At 73.6% G+C, this 20908-nt stretch carries 17 protein-coding genes; 6 read left to right on the forward strand and 11 right to left on the reverse strand.

Annotation, left to right across the window (positions count from 1 at the left end):
* Positions 1-308: 308 nt before the first annotated feature.
* The 3 genes from ACFWEJ_RS14330 to ACFWEJ_RS14340 all read left to right on the forward strand — a co-directional run bounded on the left by ACFWEJ_RS14330 (position 309) and on the right by ACFWEJ_RS14340 (position 3684).
* The gene (locus ACFWEJ_RS14330) at positions 309-893 is read left to right on the forward strand and encodes a hypothetical protein (RefSeq protein WP_377229871.1); all 585 of its coding nucleotides are present in this window, start codon (positions 309-311) and stop codon (positions 891-893) included.
* A gap of 173 nt (positions 894-1066) precedes the next feature.
* Entirely contained in the window at positions 1067-1993 is a 927-nt protein-coding gene (locus ACFWEJ_RS14335) for a ChbG/HpnK family deacetylase (RefSeq protein WP_377229872.1), read from the forward strand.
* A gap of 14 nt (positions 1994-2007) precedes the next feature.
* Positions 2008-3684, forward strand: coding sequence for an MFS transporter (locus ACFWEJ_RS14340; RefSeq protein WP_377229873.1), 1677 nt, complete (start codon positions 2008-2010; stop codon positions 3682-3684).
* On the opposite strand, the gene ACFWEJ_RS14345 is transcribed toward ACFWEJ_RS14340, so the two are convergent.
* The 6 genes from ACFWEJ_RS14345 to ACFWEJ_RS14370 all read right to left on the reverse strand — a co-directional run bounded on the left by ACFWEJ_RS14345 (position 3674) and on the right by ACFWEJ_RS14370 (position 12453).
* Positions 3674-5032, reverse strand: a complete 1359-nt coding sequence (locus ACFWEJ_RS14345; protein WP_377229874.1) for a CehA/McbA family metallohydrolase — start codon at positions 5030-5032, stop codon at positions 3674-3676. The two genes, ACFWEJ_RS14340 and ACFWEJ_RS14345, sit on opposite strands and share 11 nt — an antisense overlap.
* A 121-nt stretch (positions 5033-5153) precedes the next feature.
* The gene (locus ACFWEJ_RS14350; RefSeq protein WP_377229875.1) at positions 5154-7205 is read right to left on the reverse strand and encodes an alpha/beta fold hydrolase; all 2052 of its coding nucleotides are present in this window, start codon (positions 7203-7205) and stop codon (positions 5154-5156) included.
* A gap of 275 nt (positions 7206-7480) precedes the next feature.
* Positions 7481-9133 carry a DUF222 domain-containing protein gene (locus tag ACFWEJ_RS14355; protein WP_377229876.1) on the reverse strand — a complete coding sequence of 551 codons (1653 nt, stop codon included), beginning with the start codon at positions 9131-9133 and terminating at the stop codon, positions 7481-7483.
* A gap of 197 nt (positions 9134-9330) precedes the next feature.
* Positions 9331-9756: a VOC family protein gene (locus ACFWEJ_RS14360; RefSeq protein ID WP_377229877.1), complete on the reverse strand. Its 426-nt coding sequence runs from the start codon at positions 9754-9756 to the stop codon at positions 9331-9333.
* 123 nt (positions 9757-9879) lie between these two features.
* Positions 9880-10830, reverse strand: coding sequence for a DNA-binding protein (locus ACFWEJ_RS14365; RefSeq protein WP_377229878.1), 951 nt, complete (start codon positions 10828-10830; stop codon positions 9880-9882).
* Between the two features lie 348 nt (positions 10831-11178).
* Positions 11179-12453, reverse strand: a complete 1275-nt coding sequence (locus ACFWEJ_RS14370; RefSeq protein ID WP_377229879.1) for an erythromycin esterase family protein — start codon at positions 12451-12453, stop codon at positions 11179-11181.
* Between the two features lie 93 nt (positions 12454-12546).
* Here ACFWEJ_RS14370 and ACFWEJ_RS14375 point away from each other — a divergent pair, with 93 nt between their 5' ends.
* Positions 12547-13368, forward strand: a complete 822-nt coding sequence (locus ACFWEJ_RS14375; protein ID WP_377229880.1) for a MerR family DNA-binding transcriptional regulator — start codon at positions 12547-12549, stop codon at positions 13366-13368.
* Here the strand turns inward: ACFWEJ_RS14375 and ACFWEJ_RS14380 are convergent.
* The 4 genes from ACFWEJ_RS14380 to ACFWEJ_RS14395 form a co-directional block, all read right to left on the reverse strand.
* Complete coding sequence (locus ACFWEJ_RS14380) at positions 13334-14503, reverse strand: RNA polymerase sigma factor (protein WP_377229881.1); 1170 nt, start codon at positions 14501-14503, stop codon at positions 13334-13336. The two genes, ACFWEJ_RS14375 and ACFWEJ_RS14380, sit on opposite strands and share 35 nt — an antisense overlap.
* Positions 14504-14534: 31 nt before the next feature.
* A complete protein-coding gene (locus tag ACFWEJ_RS14385; RefSeq protein ID WP_377229882.1) occupies positions 14535-14951 on the reverse strand; it encodes a YciI family protein in 417 nt (138 codons plus the stop codon).
* Positions 14952-15138: 187 nt separating this feature from the next.
* Positions 15139-16650, reverse strand: a complete 1512-nt coding sequence (locus ACFWEJ_RS14390; protein WP_377229883.1) for a tyrosine-type recombinase/integrase — start codon at positions 16648-16650, stop codon at positions 15139-15141.
* Between the two features lie 101 nt (positions 16651-16751).
* Positions 16752-18005, reverse strand: coding sequence for an MFS transporter (locus ACFWEJ_RS14395; protein ID WP_377229884.1), 1254 nt, complete (start codon positions 18003-18005; stop codon positions 16752-16754).
* Between the two features lie 163 nt (positions 18006-18168).
* Here ACFWEJ_RS14395 and ACFWEJ_RS14400 point away from each other — a divergent pair, with 163 nt between their 5' ends.
* Complete coding sequence (locus ACFWEJ_RS14400; protein WP_377229885.1) at positions 18169-19056, forward strand: winged helix-turn-helix transcriptional regulator; 888 nt, start codon at positions 18169-18171, stop codon at positions 19054-19056.
* 41 nt (positions 19057-19097) lie between these two features.
* Here ACFWEJ_RS14400 and ACFWEJ_RS14405 read toward each other — a convergent pair whose 3' ends face one another.
* A complete protein-coding gene (locus tag ACFWEJ_RS14405; RefSeq protein ID WP_377229886.1) occupies positions 19098-19772 on the reverse strand; it encodes a LysE family translocator in 675 nt (224 codons plus the stop codon).
* A gap of 109 nt (positions 19773-19881) precedes the next feature.
* Between ACFWEJ_RS14405 and galE the strand changes: the two genes are divergently transcribed.
* Positions 19882-20904: a UDP-glucose 4-epimerase GalE gene (galE, locus tag ACFWEJ_RS14410; RefSeq protein ID WP_377229887.1), complete on the forward strand. Its 1023-nt coding sequence runs from the start codon at positions 19882-19884 to the stop codon at positions 20902-20904.
* Positions 20905-20908: the final 4 nt, after the last annotated feature.

A 20908-nucleotide genomic window follows, 5' to 3' on the forward strand; every position in this document is an offset into this window, starting at 1 on the left:
CCGCGAGACTGCGGTGCCACCCGGCCGTTTTCCGTCTGCTTTCCCTCCGTCTCGGCGGTTCTTTGCCGAGTTTCCAGATGGCGGCAAAAAAGGGGCCCGGCGACGTGGGTTCGCCCTGGTGGGGTCTTGTCCCGGGTTGTTGCCACGGGGCAGCATTCGTTGCACTGCAAGCGAGTACATGAAGCAGCCGCACCAGGCGCCGCGACCTGTCGCTCTCTATCAGTGGGCGCCGACCTCGTATCCGACGAGACCGGGGATCCGATGAGACCGGCATTTCCGTGGACACGACGAGGGGGCGGGAGCGGCTGATGCGTACGTGCACGCGGGCCAGGTTCGGCTTCCTCGCCCTGAGCGGGGTCGTCGCGGGCGGCGTCGTCGTCGGCCTGCTCAGCGGCTGCGGCCAGGGCGCGAGCGCCGCCAACTTCACGGCTCCCGAGGAGTACGGGTCGGTCGAGCAGCTCGTCGCGGACGCCGACGTCGTCGTGCTGGTGCAGGCGGGCCGCTCCGGCGTCGACGTCGTGGACCGGGTGCCGTACACCCGCACCGAGCTGGAGCTGCGGAAGGTGCTGCTCGGCGCGGTCGGCCAGGACGACGTGCTCGCCGTCACGCAGGTCGGTTCGGCGTCGTCGCCCCCGGGGGCCGAGCTGCCGTCCATCCTGCGCAAGGGGCGCGAGTACGTGGTGGTGCTGCACCGCAACGACGCGGGCGAGTTCGAGGTGGTGGGGCCCGGTGTCTGGCGGGCGGACAGCCTGGGCACCAGCCTGACGCTGCACACGGGCAAGCCGTCCTGCGTGACGTCCGACATCCCGCACGTCACGACGCCCTGGGAGCTCGAGGTGGCGCTCGGCAAGGCGCGGGCGGTGCTCGGCACGAGCGTCGTCGGAGAGACGTGAGCCGGTTATCCGGGTAGGGCCGGCCGAGCTGAGCAGGGTCGTCTTAGCCGGGCAGGGCGACCGGAGCTGAGCAGAGCTGTCTGAGCTGAGCTGAGCTGCCTTGACCGAGAAACGTTCCAGGTCAGACGCCTGGGACGGGGTCGACTCCTGGTCGGCTGGGCCAGACTGGGCGTATGACGCGCAGCCTCGTCCTCACCGCCGACGACGCCGGGACCGAGCCCGACGCAGACCGCGAGATCGCCGCCCTCCTGGCCGGTTCGCCGCTGACGGCGGTAGGGGTGATCACCACGGAACCGGGCGACGGGGTTGAGGACTGGGTTGAAGACTGGGCTGAGGCTGAGGCTGAGGCCGGGGGCGAACGGGACGACGGGCCGCACCGGGACGGCGCGGACAGACCGGCAAGCCAGAGCCAGAGTCAGAACCAGAGCGAGAGCGAGAGCCCGGGGGCGGTGCGCGCCGTCGGGCTCGTCGCCCGGTCCGCGCCCGACGTCGCGCCCGGGGTGCACGTCGTGCTCCCGACGCCGGGTCCGGCGGGCGGCTTCGACGACGTCGTCGACCGCATCGCGACCCAGTTCGACGCGCTGACGCGGGCCACCGCCGCCGTCGGCGCGCCGCCGCCCCGGCGGCTGGACTCGCACCAGGGCACCCTGTACGGCCTCCAGGGCCGTTCCTACCTCGGCGAGGCGATCGGGTTCTGCGCGCGGCACGGGCTGGCGTTCCGCCTGCCCCGCAGCCTGGACCTGTACGGCGACGGCGACCCGGTGCTGGCCACGGCCGACATCCGGGCGCGGCACGCGAGCGCCGTGGTCGCCGCCGACGCGGCGGGGGTGCGCCTGCCCGAGGTGATCGCCACCCATCGCGGCGGCGACGCGGAGGCCCGGGACTACGAGTCGCTGCGGGACCACTACCTGCGCCTGCTGGGACGGCTGCCCGAGGGGACGAGCGAGATCTTCCTGCACCCGGCGCCCGACACCGCGCGGCTGCGGGAGGCGTCGGCGACGTGGTGGCGCAAGCGGACGTGGGAGCTGCGGCTGCTGGGCGACCCGGTTTTCATCCGGGAGATCGAGCGGGAAGGCATCGACCTGGTCAGCGGGTGGTGAGTAGGCTCACCCGCGTGGAGGCCGAGGACGCCGTGGAAGCGCCGCAGGCAGGAGTTCCGTCGGGGTCCGCCGGGCCGGACCCGGCGTCGGGCAGTGGTGCGGGCGGCGGTGCAGGCGGCCCTGTGGGCGGCGGGGCCGGTAGTGAAGCGGGCACCGGCGCGGGCAGGACGTCGCCGCTGCGCTACGGCGCCGGCATGTTCGGCACGTCCCTGCCGATCAATCTGGTCAAGGGCTCGATGCTCTACGTGTACGTGGAGCTGCTCGGCCTGGACGCCGTCGTCTACGCGACCGTGTACGCGATCTACGGGGTGCTGGACGCGCTCGACAACCCCGTGTTCGGCTACCTGTCCGACCGGACGCGCTCGCGCTGGGGACGGCGCCGGCCGTACCTGGTGGTGGGCGCGCTGGTGCTGACGGCCACGACGATCGCGCTGTTCTCCGTGCCGGGCGCCGTGGCGGAGTCCGCGGTGGGGCTGGCGGTGTGGTTCGCGGTCTTCGCGATCACGACCGAGATGGCCGACTCCCTGATCAACGCCAGCTACGGCGCGCTGCTGCCGGAGCTGTTCACCGACGAGCGGCGTCGCGCGACGGCGAACGCTGTGCGGCAGGGCGCCCAGCTCATCGCCCTGGTGATCGCGCTGGCGCTGACGCCGGTGCTCGCGCGGAACGTGCTGGGCACGGAGGGCTCCGCCGTCGGGTACGGGCGGCTCGCGGTGATCTTCGGCGTGGTCGCGGCCGCGGTGATCCTGTGGACCGCGTTCGGCGTGCGGGAGGACCCGGCGCTCGACGCTGAGCCCAAGCCGCAGTTCTTCCGGTCGGTGGGGCAGATCCTGTCGACGTCGCACTTCTGGACGGTCGGGCTGGTCAACGCCTGCTACGGCGCGGCGATGGCGCTGGTGCTGGGCGGGCTGCAGCTGTACGTGGAGCACTCGCTGGGCGGCTCGGCGCTGGACGCCAGCATCCTGCAGCTCGTCGTGATCGCCGTGTCGATCGGGATGCTGAGCGTGTGGGCCGCCGTCGTGCGCCGCAGGGGTGCGGCCTGGACGTGGCGGCTCGCGCTGCCGGTCGCGGCCGTCGGGTTCGTGCCGCTGTACTTCGCGACGGACCTGATCACGGGGATCCTCGCCGGGCTCGCGGTGGCCGTCGGGTACTCGGGCGTGCTGGCGACGAACGACCTGGTGATCGCCCGCGTGCTCGACGCCGACGCCGCCCGCCACGGCACCCACCGCAGCGGCCTGTTCCTGGCCGCGTTCGGCGCGCTGGGCCGGCTCAACGGCCTGATCACGGCCGCGGCGCTGGCGTCGCTCGCGCTGTGGTTCGGCTACCGGTCGGGCGCGGACCCCGGACCCGACCCGGGGCAGGCGTTCCGCGTGTACCTGTCCGTGTACCCGTTCGCGCTGCTCGTCCTCGGCACGGCGGTGTCACGGTTCATCCGCCTGCCAGCGGCGCCGGAGGTGGCGGGCGCCCGGCCGAGCGGCGATGTAACCGACGGCGCTGTGACGGACGGCGACGGAGCGGACCGCAACGGAGCGGACCGCGCTGTAACCGACGGCGCTGTATCCGACCGCGCTGTAACGGACGGCGCTGTAACCGACCGCGCTGTAACGGACGGCCAGGGAACGAACGGCCACGGAACGCGCGAACACGACCCGGGCGACGACGGAGCGGGCGACGTGCCCCTCACGCGCTGATCGCGAGCAGGGTCCGGTCGGCCGCCTCCAGGCGGTAGGGGCCGTGCTCGGGCGGCGCGGAGAATGTCACGCGGTCGCCCCGCACCCGGCGACGGCGGTCCGTGCCGCCGTCGGGCACCCCCTCCACCAGGACGGTGCCGTCCGCGTCGACGGCGACCAGGTCGTCGCCCACGCGCACCAGGACCGGCTCGCCCGGCCCGGGGAACCTGCTGATCGCGGTACGCCCCTGCCGGACGGCGTCGAGGATCGCGTCGGGCGTGCGGTCCTCGGCGGCGACCCAGGTCGTGGGCGTGCCGGGCGGGAAGCCCTGGTCGGGCGTGTGGAAGTCGCTGCCGCCCAGGAACACGGGGTTGCGGGGTGCCCCGCCGAAGCCGCGCAGGTAGGCCCACGGTCCCGTCGCGGTCAGGTCGAGGAACCACGAGATGTGCCACAGCTCCAGGAACCCGGTGCGTACGGGGAACTGCCAGCCGCAGTCGTCCTGGAGCGGGTGGTTCACGGACAGCAGACCGCCACGGCCCTCGACGTCGGACAACCACTGCGCCGCCGGACGGCGGAAGTCCACCCAGCCGATGTCGCCGAACGCATTGGCGTGCCCCGCGTGGGTGGTGACCTCCTGCCCGGGCAGGAGGCAGAGGTCGTACACGGCGCCGACCCCGGGCAGGTGTGCGTGGTGCGAGACGGTGTTGTGGTCGGTCACGGCGAGGAAGTCCAGTCCTCGGCCGACGGCGGCCGCCGCGAGCTGGGCGATGCTCAGCGTCCCGTCCGAGTGCGTGGTGTGCGCGTGCAGGTCGCCCGCGTACCAGGTCAGGCCGTCGGGCGCGGGCAGGTCCCGCCCCAGGCGGGTGCGGCCGCGTCTTCCGGGGCCCGATCCGGCGGGGGCGCCCGACGGCGGAGGCGGCGCGGACGGCTCGCCCTCGACGGGGCCGGCGTCGGAACCGGTGGCGATCGTGACCGTGACGTCTACCGGCTCGGCGGACAGCTTGTGCAGGCCGAGCACCACGGCCCAGGGGCCCGGGACGAGCTCACCCAGCTCGTACCCGGGAGTCGCGCGGCCGCCACTGTCGGCGCGGTCGCCGGGTACGGCTGATCCGCGACTGCCCGGGCCGGTCCCGCCAGATCCCGGCCGCGCGTCGATCGCGAACCGGGACCTGGCACCGCCCGACCAGCCGCGCCAGCGCTTCGGGTCGCGGCACCCGAGGTCGATCACGGCGGCGTCGCGGTCGTAGGAGAGCGTGACCTCCAGGGCGTCGATGTCCCGCCCCGGAGGTATCTCGAACGGCACCTCGAGGTACCGGTGCTCGATCTGGTCGTCGACGGACAGGCGAAGGCGGCGTTGCTCGCGGGTCACGTCCCGAGGGTAGCCGTCCGCCCTGCCGGCCGACCCTGCCGCCCGACGTCCTGCCGCCCGACGTCTCGTCATCTGACGTCTCGTCGCCGCCGGAGCACTGCCCGGGTTCACGGCCCGAGGATCACCGCCCGAGGATCTCCGTGAGGAACTCGATCGCGGCCGGGTAGGCGTCCTTCCGGTTCGCCCGCTTGGCCAGGCCGTGCCCCTCGTCGTGGTAGACCCGCAGCTCGTGCCGGATGCCGCGGTCCGCGAGCGCCGCCGCGATCTGCTCCGCCTCGGAGAGCGGCACCCGCGGGTCGTTGGCGCCGTGGATCACGAAGAGCGGTGCGCGGAGCTGGTCGAGGTAGGTGATGGGTGAGGCGGTGACGAGGAAGTCGCGGTCGTGCTCGAGGCTGCCGTACTCGCGTTCCCGGGCGGCGCGGCGGTACTCGGAGGTGTTCTCGAGGAAGGTCACGAGCGACGACATGCCGACGATGTCGACGCCCGCGGCCCATAGGCCGGGCTGCATGGTCGTGCCGGCCAGCACCATGTACCCGCCGTAGGAGCCGCCCCAGAGGGCGCTGCGGTCGGCGTCGAGGCCGAGCTCGGGCAGCCAGGCGCGGAGCGCGGCGAGGTCGGCGACGGAGTCCAGGCGCTTGTCGACGTCGTCGAGGCTGACCCAGCGCTTGCCGTAGCCGGCCGAGCCGCGGACGTTCGGGACCAGCACGGTGAACCCGGCGCCGGCGAGCGCCTGGATGACGGGGGAGAAGAGGCGGTTCGCCTCGCCTTCGGGTCCGCCGTGCACGAGGACCACGGAGGCGCCGGCGACGGTGGTGCCGGCGGCGTTCCCGGTGGTGGAGTACTGGGCGTGGTCGTTCTCGTCGCCGGTGCGGGCCGTGCCAGCGTGCTCAGTGCCAGCCGGCCGGTACACGAAGCAGGGGATCTGCTCGCCGTCCGGGGTGGGGACGCGGTGCACCGTGGGCAGCGAGATCGGCAGGCCCTCGGGAATCTGGGCGCGGCCGTCGACGAGGGTGGAGACACCGCCGGTGGCGGCGTCGACGAGGTGGATCGAGCCTGGGTCGCCGGAGGCGGTCAGGTGCACGGCGAATCGAGAGGAGTCCGGGGCCCAGATGACGGTGGGCACGCCGACGTCGGGCAGCGTGACGTCACAGCGGTGGGTGCCGTCGTGCTCGTGGACGACCAGGGTGGTGACGCCGTCCTGGTGGTGGCCCACGACCATTGCGGAGCCGTCGGGCGACAGGACCACCTCGAGGTCGTGGTCGTCGGCCGCGACGAGGGTCTCCCAGACGGTCCCGTCGGCTCCGGTGGAGGCGGGGACGCCGTCGCCGGAACGCACCCGCACGACGGCGGCGAACTCCCGCTCGTGGTCCGACGTCATGACCAGCGCGTGGTCACCCGCCGCCCAGGCGACGTGGGTGTGGTGCGCGTGCTCGTCGGCCGCGGTGACGGCGACGGGACGTGCCGGTCCGGTGTGCGGCTCCGGGGTCTGGCTCGTCGTGCCGGAGCCCCCGGTCGTCCCTGCAGTAGCTGAGCTCGCGGCGATCTCGCCTCCGGCGACGAGGACCTGCGTGGAGCGCGGTCTGCTGCTCAGCGTCGTGATCGCCACGGAGCGCCGGTCGTGGGAGGCGACGGCGTCGACGAGGTACCCGCCGCCGTCGTACAGCGTGGTCTCGGAGCCGGTCGCCAGGTCGTGCACCACGACGTCGAAGTCGACACCGTCGCGTCGGTTGGTCAAGAACACCACGGACTCGGCGGACACGTCGGCCAGGTCGTGCTTGTACGCGGGGTCGTGGACCAGGGGAGTCAGGTCGGCGAGCGTGGCGGGCAGGCGAGCGGCCCGGCCGGTGGGTAGATCTGCGGGCAGACCAGCAGGCAGATTGGCTGGCGGCACGGAGGGTTCGATGTCCAGGAGGCTGAGCTGCATCTGCTCGTCGCCGCCGTTGTCGTGCTGCACCACCACACGACGCGTACCCGGCACGTAGCGGCCGGAGCAGCGCGAGGGCAGGGCCGTGAGCTGTGTCCGGGTGCCGTCGGGCGCGATCTCGACGAGCTGCATGCTGCCGGACTCGTCGTTCCCCGCGAGGATCCGCCCCTCCGGGTCGACGTCGAAGACGGTCCAGGCCGTCAGGTCGAGCAGAGCGCTGATGATCTCTGACGCGGAGGTCGGAGGCACCGAAGGCGAGGGCGCTGCATTCGAAGGCACCGAAGTCGAGGGCACGGCGGGCACGGGTGCGGAAGTCACCCCGGCAACCTAGCGGGGGACGAGGAGCGTGTCCTGGATCGCCGTATCTCGGTCACGTCAGTCTGGTGCGCAGACGGCCGGGCCTCGTGACGGCCGCTCCCACGGCTGCGCACCTCCACAACTACGCACCTCCACAACTGCGCGCTGTCACGACTGCGCACTCTCACGACCGCCTGCAGCACGCAGGAGATATCGCGCAGGAGACATCAGGCAGCCCGGTCCCGGGCCCACGGCGGCCCGATCCGGCGACCGTGGCAGCTGGTGAAGCTCCACCGCCCTGGTTGGTCCGGTGTCGGACCGGGCTCCCACGACATCGTGACTCCGGTGGTGTCCACCAGCGTGTGGTGATGCCAGCACAAGAGGGCGGAGTTCGCGACGGACGTCTCGCCGCCGTCGGCCCAGTGCCGCAGCGCATGGTGCACCTCGCACCGGCTGGGTGGCTGATCGCAGCCGGGGTAGACGCAGTGCTGGTCACGGGCGATCACGGCCTTGCGCATCTGCCCGGTCACCGTGCGCTGGGCCCGTCCGACGTCGATCGCGGTGCCGTCGGCACCGAACACGACCCGCGTGACCTCGGCGTCGCACAGAAGCCGGCGCAGGAGGTCGCGCGGAACGACGCTCCCCGTCGTGGACGCGCCCGTGAACGTCGCAGGCTGGGCGGTCAGCGCCGTCAGGTCCCCGGGACGGAGCGCGCCGCTACCGGCGGCACCGCCGTCGAGATCTGGTCCGGTGCCACCGGACCCGTGCCGTGAGCCGGCCGCGTCAGGAATCCGGCTCGGGCCGGCACCGCGCTGGCCACCACCGGTCGCCCCGGTCTGTTCGGCGTGGGTGTTCGTCCGCCCGCTCCGGAGCAGCTCCGTCAGGGACACGGTGACGTGGACGTGCGGACGCACCGCGGCCCCCGAGCCGACGCGGCCGTTGTCCAGGACGTCGCGCGCCAGGTCGGCGAGCGCCTGTGCCCGGCGCTGGGTGGGTGTGCGGTCGTCGCCGGCGGCCGGGGCGCCCATCATCGCGCCGAGCGCCGTCGACAGCAGGTGTCCGTGCTCGTCGGTGAGGAAGCCGTTGACGTGCCAGCCCCCGAACGTCGGCGAGACCTCCAGGTGCTCCCGCTCGGTCGCTTCCCGGTAGCCGCGGTCGTCCGCGTCGGGATCCGCGACTTGGCCGAACCGCTTCAGCACCCGACGGAAGCGCGCCGGGTCGCAAGCACCGGCCAGCCCCGTCAGATACCCCTCGCCGGTGATCGCCGGGCGAGCCGGGCTGCTGTCGCCCGCCGTCTCCGGGTCGCCGTCCGTGGTGGCAGGCTCGGCCAGGGGCTCGCCGTCGACGACGTCGTCCTCCAGGTCTGCGCCGGTGTCGTCCGCACGGTCCCCGCCGCCAGCCGGGGTTTCCAAGGCCCTGACAGGCAACTCCGGCAGTTCCTCCGGTTCGATCGGCGCGGCCAGTGCAGCCTTGCGTGCCTCACTGGTGGGCGCGACGTCCACCAGGGCGCGGACGTGGTCGACGCCGATATCACCCGCGAGGGCCGCCGCGCGGGTCGTGGGCAGGTGGTCACGCAGCACCCGGCCGGTGCGGGCCTCCCGGTTGGCGGTGGTGGTGCTGACGTTCTCCGTCCTGGCGAGCCAGGCCGAGAACGTCCGCACCCCCGTGGCCTGCCAGGGATGCCGAGCCTCGATCACGGGCAGCCATGTCAGCCGGACCGTGTCGAGACGGGCGCTGAGCGCACGCAGCCTTGGCGCGGCGTCCACGAGCCGGGGGACCGCGACACCACCCGTGCTGGAGGACTCGCCGACGCCGTCGACCGCGTCCGGTCCCGCCGAGGCCACCAGCTCGTCGGCGAGCACGTCCAGCTCGCTCAGCACGGTTTCGAGGGCACGCGGCCCGCAGGCCTGACGGGACTCAGGTGGAGGCACTGGCGTGCGGTCCATCTCGTGTCACCCCCGCCCTGGTCCGTTGCTGTGCTGACCCTCCGATTCTATCGAACACATATTCGATCTGCTGGGCTCAGATGAAATCTGTGGATAACCGTTGAACCAGGTGGACGTGGCGTGCGGAGCGGCTACTCCGCCCCGGCGGCCGCGCCGAACTGCTCGACGTAGTGCGGGTTGTACATGACGCCGAGCACGTTGCCGAAGGGGTCCACGACCGCGGCGGTGACGAAGTCGTGCCCGCGCTCGGTGACGGGCTGGTACTCGGTGGCGCCCAGGTCGAGCAGACGGGCCACCGTGCCCTGCAGGTCGTCGACGTGCCAGTACATGAGCGCGCCCCCGGGCTGGTCGGGCAGCCCCGGGGGCGCGTAGGCCCGGCTGACGAGGCCGAGCTCGGCCTCGTTGTCCCCGATCCGGAACTCGGCGTAGGCGGGCGTGCCGTCCGGTCCAGAACGCTGGAAGTAGGGCTCGACGCCGAGCACCTCGGTGTACCAGGCGGAGGCCGCGGCGACGTCGTCGGCCCAGTAGTTGATGGTGGAAAATCCTCGAAGGCTCATGCCGCCATCTCAGCACCGGACACTGACACTCGCCGCAGCGCGCGGGTGTTCTTCGTGCTCAGGGGCGGTTTTCACGCGCTCTTTCGCCCGTGCCTCACCCCGCCTTGTCTCACCCCGCCTGCCTCACCCCGCCTGCGCTGCGGGGGCGGGCTCGGTCCCGGACGGGTCGACCCGCTGAGCAGCCGCGCTCAGCGCCTCCCGCAGCCCCGCGGCGGTGCCCTCGGCCTGGGCCTGGCCGGCGATCGCCGCCACGCGCGCCTCGTCGGCGTCCGTCGCCTGCCTGCGCGCGGCCTCCAGCGCGTCCCGGGACGCGGACAGCTCACCCTCCAGCCGGGCGACGGAGGCCTCGGCGCCGGCTCGCGCCGCATCGGCGGCGGCCCGGTCGCGGTTCGCCTGCGCGACGTCGCCCCGTGCGGCCTCGAGCGCGCCGCGCACGTCCGTCAGGGACTCCCGCAGGCCGACGGCGGCACCCTCCGCCTGCGCGCGCGCCGACTCCGCCTCGGACCGCGCGCGCTCGGCGGCCGCAGCCCCCGCCCGGGCCTCGGCGAGCTCGTCGCGCACGGCCTCCAGCGACCGCCGCGCGGCGTCGAGCTCACCCACCAGCCTGGCGGCGGACGTCGCTGCGTCGGACCGGGCCTCCTCGGCCGCGTCCCGCTCGTCCTGGACCGACCGCGCGTGCTCGCGCGCGGTCTCCAGCAGGGCGCGGAACTGCGCGAGCTCGGCGTCTGCCTCGTCCACGCGCGCCGCCAGGGCGTCCGCCTCGCCGACGACGGCGCTCAGCGCCTCCTCCGACGCCGCCGCTGCCGCCTCGTGCTCCGCCCGTGCCGCCTCGACCGCCGCACCCCACAGGGCCTCCAGGCCGCGCTCCGCCAGCGCGCTCACCGCGGCGGGCACGTCGGGGAGCGCGCTGCGCGCGTCGTCCTCGGCGGTCCTCGCGTCGCGCCACTCCCGCAGGTACTTCGTGGCCGTCGCATTGGAGCAGCCGGCGCGCTCGCGGACGTTCGTCACGGTCAGCGCCGCACCCTCGGCCGCCAGTGCGTCCGCCGCCTGGAAGACCCGTTCCTTGTCCCGCACGTCGTTCCCCGCTCACGTCGTCGTCTCGACCGTCCCGGTTTCCGCAGTCCCCGGTTTCGACGGTCATTGCTTCGCTAGTCATTGCTTCTGCTCGTAGTAGTACGAGTAGTAGCGCAATCCTACTCCTACTTTCACTCCACACACTACGCACCCGCTTTCCTGAAGCGGGTGCGTAGAAGATGCAAAAACGGCCAGGTATCAGTGCTCAGGAGCGCCCAGCAGGGCACTACTCGGCCTCCGCAGAGCAGATAGTGAGCGTCGAATCCGCGGGAGATCGGCCTCAGATCCACGCCACCTCGGCCGACGATCCGACCGGACCGGCACGCGCACCGGCGCGCAGACGCAGGATCAGTCCTCAGGAACGTCCTGGAGAAACACGACCCCGTCCAGGTCGGCAAGCTGGGCCGGGTCCAGCGGCGCGTAACCGAACCAGGGTGACACCCGCGCCACCGAGCCCTCGAGCAGCGCGGACAGCGCCGGGGCGTCGACGACGCTCCTGTCAGCACCGAGCGCGGAGAGAACCCCCTCGACGCTGTCCGACGGCGCGTCGTCCACGCCGTGGTGCCGGATGGTGCCGACCGCCGAGGCCAGGAACCCGTACCGCTCGCCGAGCCGGGCGCTCACCAGGGCGCCCGCACCCCACCACTCCAGCCGCGGGTGGTCCCACATGCGCATCGTGCTCAAACCGCGCTGCAGGTGACTGTTGTGGGCGTTGACCAGCACAGGGCCGCGCTCCGCGAGCGCCAGCAGGTTGTCCGCCATCATGGCGTCGCGCACCGCGAGCAGCCGCGTCATGCGCGCGGGCGAGGGGTCGGCCATCCAGAAGTGGTAGCGCAGCAGGCCGGTCGCGGTGCGTCCGTACAGCCGCGCCCGGTCCCACTCCTGCACCGCGGAGGTGGCGATGAGCTGCGGGGCGTGCGAGTCGAGGAGCGCAGCCAGGTCGTCGGCGAGCAGGCGCAGCTCCCTGGCCTCGGCGGACTGCCCCACCGACCGGGCCGGGTCCATCATGGCGGCGGGTTCGGTCCACCGGGCGTCCGCGCCGATCATCCGGTCGAGCACGTCCGCGGTGCAGGGCAGCAGCTCGGCGTCGACGCGCGCGGACAGGTACTCGTACAGGGCCGTGAGCGCGGCCCGAGGGCTCGCGGCCGCCTGGATCTCCAGCGGCCCGTCGAAGCCCGCGAACCGGAGCCGGTCGGCGTCGGGGCGGCCCTCGGCGCGGGCACGCTCGTTCCAGGCGCGCATCCAGCGCACCAGCTCGCGGTTGGCGGGGAAGGAGCCCCACTCGTGGCTGAACCCGCGCGCCATGATGTCGTCGAGCACGGCGCCGTCGGGCCCGATCTCGTCGGGCTGGGTGTCGTCGCGCTGAGCGTCGTCGAGATCGCCCTCGCCGGCGACGATGTAGTCGTCCACGACCTGCCCCGCGAGGCAGTCGGTCTCCAGGGCGATCGTGCGGTAACCCTCCTGCTCGACGAGCTGCCGGAACAGCTCGTTGCGCAGCCTCAGGAGGGCGCCCGCGCCGTGGGTCGGCTCGCCCAGGGCGAGGATCTGCGGCCGGCCCGGGAACAGGCGCAGGACGGCGGCGGCGTCAAGGGGGTGAACGGTGTGCTGGAGGTCTCTCACCATTCCCTCAACGGTATCGTTGACGTCTCGGTTGAGACCTGGACCCAGGCAGTGTCCGCAACAAAGCCCGGAACAGCGCGCAGAACAGGTGGGTGGATGCGGCAGAACCCTCAAAGTGCCGTTCGGCTGCGGCCGGTCGACCTCGCACGGGAGCACGGTCTGTCCACGCAGGCGGTCCGCAACTACGAGGACGCCGGCATCCTCCCGGCCGCCGTCCGCACGCCGTCCGGGTACCGCGCCTACACGCCGCGGCACGCGAGCGCCCTGCGCGCCTTCCTCGCCCTGGTCCCCGGGCACAGGCATCGGACGGCGGCCGCGATCATGCGGGCCGTGCACGACGGCGCGGTCGGCGAGGCGTTCCGCCTGATCGACGAGAGCCACGCCCAGCTCCTGGACGACCGCAGGACGCTCCGCGCCGTCGAGGACGCCCTGCGGGACCTCGACCCCTCGGAGACGAAGACGGGGACGGAGAGGAAGACGAAGCGGCAGCCGAGCACGAACGCGGACCGGGGACGCGGCACCCTCACCAGGACGGCACCGGACGCCCCGCGCCCCGGCGACACCTTCATCGGCCCGCTCGCCGCCGCGCTCCGGATTCGGCCCGCGACCCTGCGTACCTGGGAACGTGCGGGCCTGGTGCGCCCGCGGCGCGATCCGCAGACCGGCTACCGGGTCTACGACGCGGCCGCGCAGCGGGACGCCCGGCTGACCCACCAGCTCCGGCGCGGCGGGTACCTCCTGGAGCAGATCGCCCCGCTGATCGGCCAGGTGCGCACGGCCGGCGGGCTGGAACCCCTGGAGGCGATCCTGCACGAGTGGCACGGGCGCCTGACCGACCGCGGACGGGCCCTGCTCGCGGGGGCCGCCGCCCTGGAGGCATGCCTCAGCGAGCCGCCCGCAGCCGCGCCGCCTGCTTGATGAGGTGCGTGCGCTCGGCCGAGCTCGCCGCCCGGTCGGCTGCGGCCGTGTAGTGGTCGATCGCCGCGGCGTGGTCGTCGGCGCGCTCGTACAGGTGGGCCGCCACGGCGTCCCACCGGGACAGCCTCGGGTCGATCTCGGCCAGGGCCGCGAGCCCTGCCCGCGGGCCGTCGACCTGCCCGACGGCGACGGCGCGGTTCAGCGCCACGACCGGGTTGTCGGTCAGGCCGGCCAGCTCGTCGTACCACTCGAGGATCTGCGGCCAGTCGGTCTCCTCCGCGGTGGGGGCGTCGTCGTGCAGCGCCGCGATGGCGGCCTGCACCTGGTACTGCCCGAGCCGGTCCCGCGCCAGGGCGTCCTGCAGCACCTCCACCCCCTCGCTGATCATCGCGGTGTCCCACCGGGAGCGGTCCTGCTCGTCGAGCGGCACCAGCTCGCCCGAGCCGGTGTACCGGGCGTCGCGGCGGGCGTGGTGCAGCAGCATCAGGGCCAGCAGGCCGGAGATCTCGGGATCGATGCCCTCCGGACGTGCCGCCGACGCGACCGCGAGCTGACGGGTCAGCCGGATCGCCTCGTCCGCCAGCGAGATCTCGCCGGTGAACCCCTCGTTGAAGATCAGGTACAGCACGTGCAGCACCGCGCGGGCGTCGCCCGGCTGGTCGAACCGCTGTCCGGCCAGGGTGCGTTTGGCGCGCGAGATCCGCTGCGCCATCGTGGCCTCGGGGACCAGGAAGGCCCGCGCGATCTGGGCCGTCGTCAGCCCGCCGACGGCCCGGAGCGTCAGCGCGATCGCCGACGCCGGGCTCAGCGCCGGGTGACAGCAGCGGCTCAGGAGCAGCAGCGTGTCGTCCGACTGCTCGGTGGGACCGGGCGGCGGCTCGTCGTGGACCCGCTCCTCCCGCCGGCGTCGGGCGGCCTCGGACCGCTGGGCGTCGATGAGCTTGCGGCCGGCCACGCGCAGCAGCCAGGCCTTCGGGTCGTCCGGCGGGTCCTCGGGCCAGTGCCGCACGGCCTCGATGAGGGCCTCCTGGACGGCGTCCTCGGCCGTCGCGAAGTCTGCTCCGCGACGGACGAGGACGCCGAGGACCTGCGGCGCCAGCGTCCGCATCCGGTCGTTCACCGCGTCGTGGTCCACACCAGGCCTCTCCTCGGGCTGCGCCGGCAGGTCACTCGCTGATCGTCAGGTCCTCGCCGAGGAACGGCCGCACCTCGAGCCACTCGTGGATCGGGCGGCCGCCGGCGCCGGGTGCCGCGGACAGCTCGGCCGCCGCCTCGTAGGCCCGCTCCTGGGACTCGACGTCGATGATCATCCAGCCGGCGATGAGGTCCTTGGTCTCCGCGAACGGGCCGTCGGTCACGGGCGGGCGGCCCTCGCCGTCGTACCGGACGAACGTGCCCTCCGGCGCGAGCGCGCCCTCGCTGACGAACTCGCCGCTCTCGGTGAGCTTGTCAGCGAACCGGCGCATGTAGTCGATGTGCTCCGTGATCTCCTCCGGCGTCCACTGGTCCATCGGGACGTCGGTGCCCGGCAGCCACGCCGGGCCGCCGCGCCGGTAGTGCTTCAGCAGCAGGTACTTCGCCATGGTTCTCTCCCTGGGTCACAGGCCCTGTGGGCCCTGCGTCGTGGACGCGGTACGGACGCCGTCTTGCGCCCTCGACCCTAGGACGGAGCCCTCCTCGCGTTCTCGACATCAGGATCGCCGATCCGCGAGAAAAAAGTTTGGGACACGTGGACGTGCAGGTCAGGCCGCCCTGCTGAGCCCACCCAGCTCAGCCGACCCTGCTCCGCACGGCCCGGATCGGCGTGACCCCCGCCGGCCCGTCGAACACGCTCGCGTCGGTCCCCGGCACGACGGCGGTCGCCTGGAATGCCGCGCTCATCGTCTCGCCGAGGGCATCGAGGTCGTCCTCGAACAGCCCGGCGTAGGTGGACAGCGTCAGGACCGGCGACTCGTGCCCGAGCATCCGCTGCACCGCCTTGACCGTCGCGCCGCCCGAGATGGCCAGGGACGCCGCGGTGTGGCGCAGGTCGTGCAGGGTGAGCGTGTCGAAGTCCTCCGCGCCGGGCCCCAGCGTGGTGCGCGACAGCGCCGCCAGCAGCCGGGTGCGGCTCACCTTCTCGCCCCGCGTCATCGTCTCGCGCGCCCGGTCCTGGTCCGCGACCAGGGACCACGTCGCGGGGTCGCAGATCCCGGTCGCCTCCAGGCCGGCGTCCGACTGGAGCCGGCGCACCGCGGCGACCACGCCGTCGTCGTACAGGCCCGTGGCGCGAGTGCCTGTGACGGACGGCCCGCCGGCGTAGCGGCCGTCGTCGTACAGGCCGCCGTCATACAGGCCCAGCGCCTCGCGCAGGGTGCGGACGGCGCGGCCGGCCGCCAGCACGGCGGGCCGGAACGCCGACCGGTCGAAGCTCTCGCGCCGCAGCGCGGTGTCCCGGGTGCCGGTGAACAGCAGGTCGCCGCGCGCCCGGCCCGCCGCCTGCTCGGCCACGGCCGGGGCCAGGGACGCCGGCAGGGGCACCTCGCGGCGCGCGTGCGTCTTGGTGTCGCCGAGCAGGAGCGTGCCGTCGTCCAGGCGGGTGTACGCCTTGGTGACGTGCACCCGCCGGCGCAGCAGGTCGACGTCGTCCACCGTCAGCGCGCTGACCTCGCCCCAGCGCAGCCCGGTCAGGGCAGTAAGGAGCACGAGGGTGCGGGTCTGGGCGGAGGTGGTCGCGTCCGCGACGCGCCGGAGCTGCTCGTGCGACAGGTAGCGGTGCGGCTTGGTCTTCGGGGCGCGCGGCAGGGCGGGCACCTTGCCCGACGGCGTCCGCGCGGGGTTGGTGCGCAGGCGCCGCGCGTCGACGGCGGCGTCGAGCAGGGCCACCAGGAGGCGGGCCGCGTCCCGGCGCCGGGCGGGCGAGGCGGTCTGCCCGGTGGTGGGGGAGGCCATGGTGGCGGCCCAGCGGGCGACGTCCTCGTGGGTGACCTGCCGCAGCGGCCGGTCGCCGAAGGCCGGGGCGACCAGGGAGCGGAAGCGTTCGCGCTCGGCCTCGATGGTGCGGGGCGCGCGGTCGACGCGGGCCTCCTGCCAGGTCGCGAACCACTCGGCGACGGTGACGCGGCCCGCAGACGGGTCGATCCACTCGGCGTGCTTGCCCGCCTCCTCCTGCCGCCGCGCCTCCGCGAGCGCCTCGCGCCGCACGGTGAAGCGGCGGGTGCTGCGCAGGCGGCCGTCGACGCGGTATCGCCCGATGTAGCCGGTGCGGCCCTCGGAGTCGGTGCGCTGCTCGGTGTACGCCACGGGGGCAGCGTAGTCGGGGCGTTCCGCCTGGTCGTGGGCACGCGGGGCGTGTCGGCAAGCGGTGTGTCGGGAGGATGGGAGGGCAGCGTGTCGCGGACGGCTCACGCCGCGGCGGGCTGCGGCTCGCTCGCGTAGTCCTCCAGGTTCCGCAGGCGTCGCACGGGGCTCGCCGCGAGGATCGCGGGGCCGGCGAGCATGACGAACGCCGACCCGAGCAGTACCGCGCGGGTCCCGGCCGTCTCGGCGACCGCCCCGGCGATCAGGCCGCCCAGCGGGATGCAGCCCCAGGACACGAAGCGCACGGTGCCCATGACGCGGGACAGGAGCTCGGGCGGGCTCGCGACCTGCCGGTAGGTGCGCGTGACGATGCTGCCGGGGACTACGGTGGCCGCGAAGACGAGGTTGCCGACGGCGAAGCAGACCCAGCCCCAGTGGCCGGCGCCGGCGGGGATCAGCAGGGCACCCGCGAACCCGACGAGCCCGTCGAACAGCACGACGCGCGCCGAGCCGAACCGTCGCACGAGCCAGGGTGTCGCCCAGGCAGCCAGCAACGCCCCGACGCCCTCGGTCGCCAGCAGCAGCCCGACCACGGCGGCGGGCGCGTGCAGCTCCCGGACCAGGTAGATCGCGAACAGGGCGAGCTGGGCGCCGCAGACCGTGTTGACCACGCACGCCCACCAGGTGCACGGCGCCAGGACGGGGTGGCCGGTGACGAACCGCCAGCCCTCGGCGATCCGGCGGCGCAGCGGGGTCGGGTCGTCGTCGCCCGGCTGGCGGCGTTCGGGCAGGGTGCGGAGCAGCACGGCGGAGGCGACGTAGGACACCGCGTCGAGCAGCAGCGCGGGCGCCGCGCCGACGAGCTGGACGAGCAGCCCGCCCAGCGAGGGTCCGCCGAGCTCGGTCACCGCGTGCGTCCCGGACATCAGCGAGTTGCGGCTGGTGAGCTGGTCGCGCGGCACCACGGAGGTGATGAACGTCGTGCTGGCGCTGAAGAAGAGCACCTCGGCGAGGTTGAGCGTGAGCGCCACGACGAACAGCTGGGCCAGGGTCAGGTGTCCGGCCCACCAGGCCAGCGGCACCGAGGCGATGGCGGCGGCCCGTACGAGGTCGGTGCTGATCTGGGTGCCGCGCAGCGGCCAGCGCTGCACGATCGCGCCGGCGGGCAGCCCGATGACGATCCAGGCCAGGTAGGACGCCGCGGCGAGCAGCCCGGTCTCGAACGGTCCGGCGTCGAGCACGAGGACGGCGGTCAGCGGCAGGGCGATCTTCGTGACCGCCGAGCCCATGTTGCTGGTCGTCGTGGCCGCCCAGAAGGTCCAGAAGGAGCGTGCGGCGGTCGGGGCCGTCGTCGTCATTTGGGGTGCCTCCGGGTGGGTCGGGTGATGGGCCGAAGTAGTGGGTTCCATTTTGGAACCGACTGCCCGTACAGTGGCAGAAGGACGGCGGCGGGCGCAACACGGCCCGGCGCCGCGACCGAGTGACAGCACCCGGACGACGACGTGCGAGAGGATGGCGCGCATGCGCAAGGAGGACCTGGCCGACGCCGACTGCGGGATCGCGCAGTCGCTCGGCGTCATCGGCGACTGGCAGAGCCTGCTGATCGTGCGCGAGGCCGCGGCCGGCGTCTCACGCTTCGACGCCCTCGCCCACGAGCTCGGGTTCAGCAGGCGGGCCCTGACCGAACGCCTCGGCCGGCTCGTGGACGACGGCGTCCTGGAGCGGGTCCCGTACTCGGCGCACCCGCCCCGGTTCGACTACCGGCTCACCCGCCGCGGCGAGGGGCTCGTGCCCGTGCTCGTCGCGCTGCAGGAGTGGGGGACGCGCCACGTGATGGGCGACGGCACCGTCTCGGGCGCCGTCGGCGACGCCGAGGCGCGGCGTGTGCACGCCCTCGTGGGGACGCGGGTGCCGGACGTGACGCTCACGGCCCACGACGGCACCGCCGTCGGCCTCGTGGACCCCGACCGCTGGACCGTGCTGTTCCTCTTCCCGGGCGCCTACGCCCCCGACACGGACGGGTACCCCGCCGGCTGGGGCGACATCCCCGGCACCCGCGGCTGCACGCTCGAGTGCGTCACCTACGCCGGGCGCACCGCGGCGCTCGCCGACGCCGGGGCGCGCGTGCTCGGCGTGGCCACCCAGCGCCCCGACCAGCTCGCGGCCTTCGCGGCGCACGCGGAGCTGCCCTATCGGCTGGCCTCGGACCAGGACGGCCTGGCGGCGTCCGCCCTGCGCCTGCCCGTGTTCCGCGCCGCCGGGACGGACCGCCTCAAGCGGACCACGCTCCTGATCGCACCCGACGGCACCGTGCGCCAGGTCCAGGCGCCGGTCACCGACCCGGCGGGTTCCGTGGACGACATGCTCGACGCGGTGCGTGCGGAAGCCGGGCAGGCTGTGCGCCGGTAGGAGGCGGTTTCGCCGCCAGGAACCGAGATCAGCCCGGGCTGTCAGACCGCCCGGGCCTGCCCCGTCAGCGCGTTCCAGCCGATGCACCCGGCGAGGACCAGCAGCACGACGCCGGTCACCCGGTCGGTCACCCGCGCGATCGCGCGCCCGGACAGCCACCGCTTCGCCAGGCCCGCGGCGTTGATCAGCAGCGCGAGCCAGGCCAGCCCGAGTACGTCGTGCTCGACGGCCAGGAGCAGGCCCATCAGGAGGTGCGGCACGCCGTCGGGCAGGAACTGCGGGATCGTAGCCAGGTAGAAGACGCCGACCTTGGGGTTCAGCAGGTTGGTCGTGGCGCCGAGGGCGAAGGACCTCCAGGGTGAACGCACAGGGCCGGGCACGACGTCGGGCAGAGCGCCGTCCGGCAGCGCGTCGTACCGCCCGGCGCGGAAGCTCGACCACAGCATCCGGCCGCCGAGCCACGCGAGGTAGGCCGCGCCCGCCAGGGTGAGCGCCCGGTAGGCCGCCTCGGAGGCGGCGAGCACCGCCGTCGCGCCCACGGCGGCCGCGACTCCCCAGGCCAGGACGGCCGCGTTGATGCCGAGGGCCGTGGCGTAGGCGTGCCTGCGGCCGCTGACGACGGCGGTCCGCAGCACCAGCGCGCTGTCCAGGCCCGGCATGATCGTCAGGGGGATCGCGACCAGCGCGAACAGGAGCATCGCCTCGGGGACCGTCACGCGCGCGAACGTACCAGCGCCCGGCCCGCCGGGGCCCGTCCCGCCAGGGTCCGGCCACAGCCCGTCTCACCGATGAGGGCGTGCGCGACCGAGCCGGTAGTTTGGAGGCATGCGCGTTCTCGTCTCCGGTGGAGCCGGCTACATCGGCTCACACACCGTCCTTGCCCTGGTAGCCGCCGGTCACGACGTCATCGTCGTCGACGACTTCTCGAACTCGAAGCCCTCGGTGCAGGGCCGCCTGGAGGCGCTCGCGGGTCGCGCGATCCCCTTCCACGGCTTCGACCTGACCGACGCCGACAAGACCGAGCGGCTGTTCGCGCACGAGCGGATCGACGCCGTGATCCACTTCGCGGGCTTCAAGGCGGTGGGGGAGTCGGTGACGAAGCCTCTGGAGTACTACCGCAACAACCTCGACTCCACGTTCGCCCTGGCCGCCTCGATGGCGAAGTACGGGGTCACCAAGCTGGTGTTCTCGTCGTCGGCCACGGTGTACGGCGAGAAGGCCCCCGTGCCGTACCGGGAGGACTACGAGCACCTGTCCTCGTCGTCGCCCTACGGGCAGACGAAGGTGATGATCGAGCGCGTCCTGACGGACATCGCGCAGATCTCCGAGGGCTGGAAGGTCGCGCTGCTGCGCTACTTCAACCCGGTCGGCGCGCACGCGAGCGGCGACATCGGCGAGGACCCGCAGGGCATCCCCAACAACCTGATGCCGTTCATCGCGCAGGTCGCGGTGGGCCGTCGGGACAAGCTCACGGTGTTCGGCAACGACTATCCGACGGCGGACGGCACGGCCGAGCGCGACTACCTGCACGTGACCGACCTCGCCGCCGGGCACGTCGCGGCGCTGGAGCACCTGGACGACATGGTGGAGCCCGCACGGGCGTTCAACCTCGGGACCGGCACCGGCACGTCGGTGCTGGAGCTGCTGAAGGCGTTCGAGCGGGCGGTCGGCCGCGAGCTGCCGTACGAGATCGGTCCGCGCCGCGCCGGCGACCTGCCCGCCTTCTGGGCCGACCCGACGCGCGCCAACACCGAGCTGGGCTGGCACGCGACCAAGACCATCGACGACATGTGCGCCGACACCTGGCGCTGGCAGTCCCAGAACCCCGAGGGGTTCCCGGGCAGCTGAGGCC

It is taken from the genome of Promicromonospora sp. NPDC060204 (genome assembly GCF_042728455.1).
In the GTDB taxonomy this organism is placed as follows: Bacteria; Actinomycetota; Actinomycetes; order Actinomycetales; family Cellulomonadaceae; genus Promicromonospora.

What these genes read in the sequence shown, in the direction of transcription:
- ACFWEJ_RS14330 (WP_377229871.1), top strand. Translation starts at nt 309, where the DNA reads ATGCGTACGTGCACGCGGGCCAGGTTCGGCTTCCTCGCCCTGAGCGGG.
- ACFWEJ_RS14335 (WP_377229872.1), top strand. Translation starts at nt 1,067, where the DNA reads ATGACGCGCAGCCTCGTCCTCACCGCCGACGACGCCGGGACCGAGCCC.
- ACFWEJ_RS14360 (WP_377229877.1), bottom strand. Translation starts at nt 9,756, where the DNA reads ATGAGCCTTCGAGGATTTTCCACCATCAACTACTGGGCCGACGACGTC.
- ACFWEJ_RS14370 (WP_377229879.1), bottom strand. Translation starts at nt 12,453, where the DNA reads ATGGTGAGAGACCTCCAGCACACCGTTCACCCCCTTGACGCCGCCGCC.
- ACFWEJ_RS14375 (WP_377229880.1), top strand. Translation starts at nt 12,547, where the DNA reads ATGCGGCAGAACCCTCAAAGTGCCGTTCGGCTGCGGCCGGTCGACCTC.
- ACFWEJ_RS14385 (WP_377229882.1), bottom strand. Translation starts at nt 14,951, where the DNA reads ATGGCGAAGTACCTGCTGCTGAAGCACTACCGGCGCGGCGGCCCGGCG.
- ACFWEJ_RS14395 (WP_377229884.1), bottom strand. Translation starts at nt 18,005, where the DNA reads ATGACGACGACGGCCCCGACCGCCGCACGCTCCTTCTGGACCTTCTGG.
- ACFWEJ_RS14400 (WP_377229885.1), top strand. Translation starts at nt 18,169, where the DNA reads ATGCGCAAGGAGGACCTGGCCGACGCCGACTGCGGGATCGCGCAGTCG.
- galE (WP_377229887.1), top strand. Translation starts at nt 19,882, where the DNA reads ATGCGCGTTCTCGTCTCCGGTGGAGCCGGCTACATCGGCTCACACACC.